We start from the raw sequence: 223 nt of genomic DNA on the forward strand, positions 1-223 counted from the left end.
TGCGTTCAGCCAACCTTCCTTCTCGGCGACGAGGTTGCTGTATTCCTTGCTCGTTGCCCAGGCGACGAACTTCTCAGCAGCTTCGGCCTTCTGGGTCCCTGCCGGGATGGCCAGGCTCCAGGCCCAGAGCCAGTTGCCGCGCTTGCCGAGGCCCTTGTCCGGGGCGAGCGCGAAGCCGACCTTGTCGGCGACCTGCGATTGCTTCGGATCGGCGACGAAGGAA

1 protein-coding gene is annotated in these 223 nt (G+C 65.0%); it reads right to left on the bottom strand.

The features are described 5' to 3' along the window. Window positions 1–223: extracellular solute-binding protein (locus MOV76_RS40455; RefSeq protein WP_247266659.1), on the bottom strand; the 223-nt coding region annotated here is incomplete at both ends.

Origin of the sequence: Rhizobium sp. PRIMUS64, assembly GCF_023006465.1 — a bacterium.
Lineage (GTDB): Bacteria > Pseudomonadota > Alphaproteobacteria > Rhizobiales > Rhizobiaceae > Rhizobium > Rhizobium leguminosarum.